Origin of the sequence: Mesorhizobium sp. M7A.T.Ca.US.000.02.2.1, from assembly GCF_003996995.1 — a bacterium.
Classification (GTDB): Bacteria; Pseudomonadota; Alphaproteobacteria; order Rhizobiales; family Rhizobiaceae; genus Mesorhizobium.
Genome location: NZ_RZTT01000571.1, coordinates 1 through 3,015, shown reverse-complemented (window position 1 = coordinate 3,015; position 3,015 = coordinate 1). Strand labels below are relative to the sequence as shown.

General features: G+C 63.4%; 2 protein-coding genes. One reads left to right on the top strand and one right to left on the bottom strand.

Going from position 1 to position 3,015, the window contains the following annotated elements:
• Window positions 1–909: tyrosine--tRNA ligase (gene tyrS, locus EOD15_RS31755; RefSeq protein WP_127409182.1), on the bottom strand; the 909-nt coding region annotated here is incomplete at its 3' end.
• Between the two features lie 288 nt (window positions 910–1,197).
• On the opposite strand from tyrS, the gene EOD15_RS31750 reads away from it, so the two are divergent.
• A complete protein-coding gene (locus EOD15_RS31750) occupies window positions 1,198–2,841 on the top strand; it encodes a glycosyltransferase family 39 protein (protein ID WP_127319488.1) in 1,644 nt (547 codons plus the stop codon).
• Window positions 2,842–3,015: the final 174 nt, after the last annotated feature.

Genomic DNA, 3,015 nt, shown 5'->3' with positions numbered 1-3,015 from the left:
GGCGAGGATCTTCTTGGCCTCATTGATCTCGGATCCGCCGAGCCGTTCGAGCCGCGCCACCTCGTCCAGCGGCAGCGTCGTGTAGAGCTTCAGGAAGCGCGCGACGTCGGCATCCTCGGTGTTGCGCCAGTACTGCCAGAATTCGTAGGGGCTCAGCATCTCCGCATCGAGCCAGACCGCGCCCGAAGCCGACTTGCCCATCTTGGCGCCCGACGAGGTGGTGAGCAGCGGCGTGGTCAGCGCATAGAGCTGCGCGTCCTCCATGCGGCGGCCGAGATCGATGCCGTTGATGATGTTGCCCCATTGGTCGGAGCCGCCCATCTGCAGGCGGCAGCCGAGACGCTTGTAGAGCTCGACGAAATCATAGGCCTGCAGGATCATGTAGTTGAATTCGAGGAACGACAGCGACTGCTCGCGATCGAGCCGCAGCTTGACGGAATCGAACGCCAGCATGCGGTTGACGGAAAAGTGACGGCCGACATCGCGCAGGAAATTGACGTAGTTGATCTCCATCAGCCAGTCGGCGTTGTTGACCATGATGGCGTCGTTCGGACCGCTGCCGAATTTGAGGTAGGGCATGAAGTTGCGGCGGATGCCAGCCAGATTGTCTTCGATGTCCTGCGGGGTCAAAAGCTTGCGCGCCTCGTCCTTGAAGGACGGGTCGCCGATCATCGAGGTGCCGCCGCCCATCAGCGCGATCGGCCGGTGACCGGTCTGCTGCAGCCAGTGCAGCATCATGATCTGGATCAGCGAGCCGGCGTGCAGGCTCTTGGCGGTGGCGTCGAAGCCGATATAGGCCGTCACCGTTTCCTTGGCGAAGATAGTGTCGAGACCGGCATCATCCGAAGTCTGGTGGATGAAACCGCGCTCGCTCATCGTGCGCAGGAAATCCGATTTGAAGGCAGGCATTTTTTCTTTCCCGAAAGCGTCCGGCCAGCGTGGCTCGGGTGTGCATGAACGCGGGCGTTTAGCATCCAAGCGCGATCAGCAAAAGTGGTTTCCGGTTTTGCGTCCGATCGCGCGCCAGACAAAGGTCCGGCGATCAGCAAAAGTGGTTTCCGGTTTTGGTGCCCGCGCGGATGGCATTTGCGAATCCTTGCTTCGTCGTTTGGGCTGGCGTATTGAGGCGCCGCGCAGGGCAGGGCCTGAGGCGCCGCGACGGGGCCATCCCGCAGATCAGATCCGGAAAGCTCCGCGATGAACAGGAACTATCTTTTTCTCTTTCTGTTCAGCGTGCTGATGACTTTCAGCGGACTGGCGAGCCTTCCACCCGTCGACCGGGACGAATCCCGTTTTGTCCAGGCCACCAAGCAGATGGTCGAAACCTCCGACTATGTCGACATCCGTTTTCAGGATGCCTCGCGCTACAAGAAGCCGATCGGCATCTACTGGCTGCAATCGGCGGCCGTGGCGCTGAGCGGCGAGGGGGCGGCGGCGCCGATCTGGGTCTACCGCCTCGTCTCCATGCTTGGCATTGCCTTGGCCGTCGTCGGCATTGCCTGGACAGGCACCAAGCTGTTCGGGGCCAATGCCGGTCTCGCCGCCGGCCTGATGATGGCGGCTATCTTCGCCACCGCCTTCGAGGGCCGTGACGCCAAGACTGACGCCATGCTGCTGGCCTGCTGCGTGGCGGCGCAAGGCGCGCTCGCCCAGATCTATCTGGCAGCGCGCCGGAACGAACCGGTAGCCGCCCACCTGCCGTGGATTTTCTGGGCTGCTCAAGGCCTTGGAATCCTTATCAAGGGGCCGGTGGCTCCGCTCCTGTCGGTGCTGACGGTCGCCGCCTTGTTTGCCTTCGAGCGCGACTGGCGCTGGCTCCTGAAGCTGAAGCTCGTGCGCGGTGCCGCCCTGGTGCTGCTCATCGTGCTGCCCTGGGTCGCCCTCATCACCTGGAAGAGCGGCGGCGCCTTTCTCAGTGATGCCGTCGGCAAGGACATGATGGCCAAGGTCGCCTCGGGGGAGGAATCGCACGGTCTGCCGCCCGGTTTCTACATGCTGACCTATTCCTTGTTCATGTGGCCGTTCGGTCTGATCGCGGTCGGCGCCGGGCTGCAGGCCCTCAACCGTCTGCGCGACGATCCCCGGCTGCGTTTCTGCCTCGCCTGGTACATTCCGTTCTGGCTGGTGTTCGAACTGATCCCGACCAAGCTGCCGCACTATGTCTTGCCGGCCTATCCCGGCATGGCGCTGCTGATCGGCTGGCTGCTGACCTTGCCGCCGCAGGAGGCGAATGCGCCGCTCAGGCGCTGGCAGGATTGGTTGTGGTGGTCGACCGCATTCGGTCTTGCCGTGGTCAGCCTTGGCCTGGCGGTGGTCTGCGTGGGAGCGCCGATCTATCTCACCGGCGCCTTCTCCTGGTGGAGCATCCCGGCCGCCGCGGCGGCGCTGGCGGCAGGATATTTCGCTTTTTCGCGACAGCTGCAAGTGCCGCTCTCCCGCATCGGCGCCATCGCGGTCTGCGCGGGCATCACCTATGGGCTGTTGTTCGGCGTCATCGCGCCTTCGCTGAAGCCGATCTGGCTGAGCCCGGCGATCGAGGCGGCGTTCCAGGCCAACAGGCCTTGCGACACCACGGTGCTCGCTTCGGCGGAATATCACGAGCCGAGCCTGGTGTTCCTGATCGGCACCAAGACCGTCCTGACCGATGTCGATGGCGTCGCCAAGCATCTGCTCGGCGATCCTGCCTGCGCCCTGGCGCTGGCGCAGGTCGGCGACGAGCAGAAACTGAATGGGTTGCTGGCGGCGCAAGGCAAGTCGGCGAACCGCGTTGCCGAGGTCGACGGCCTCAACTATTCGTCGGGAGACAAGCTGTCGCTCGGCCTCTATCGTGTAACCCAGTGACGGCTCGCCGATGCCCATGACGGCGACAATGGGGTCGAATTTCCTATGTTGGTGAAATCACGCCCGCCCGTTTCGAGCCTGCTCCTTGGGATAGGGCGCCGGTCGCTCGACAATTTTCGCGATACGATGCAGATCGCGAAAAGCCGCCTTGCCACCCGCCCGGCCAGATACCCG

Coding starts and splice junctions, on each gene's coding strand:
- EOD15_RS31750 (WP_127319488.1), top strand. CDS start 1,198: ATGAACAGGAACTATCTTTTTCTCTTTCTGTTCAGCGTGCTGATGACT.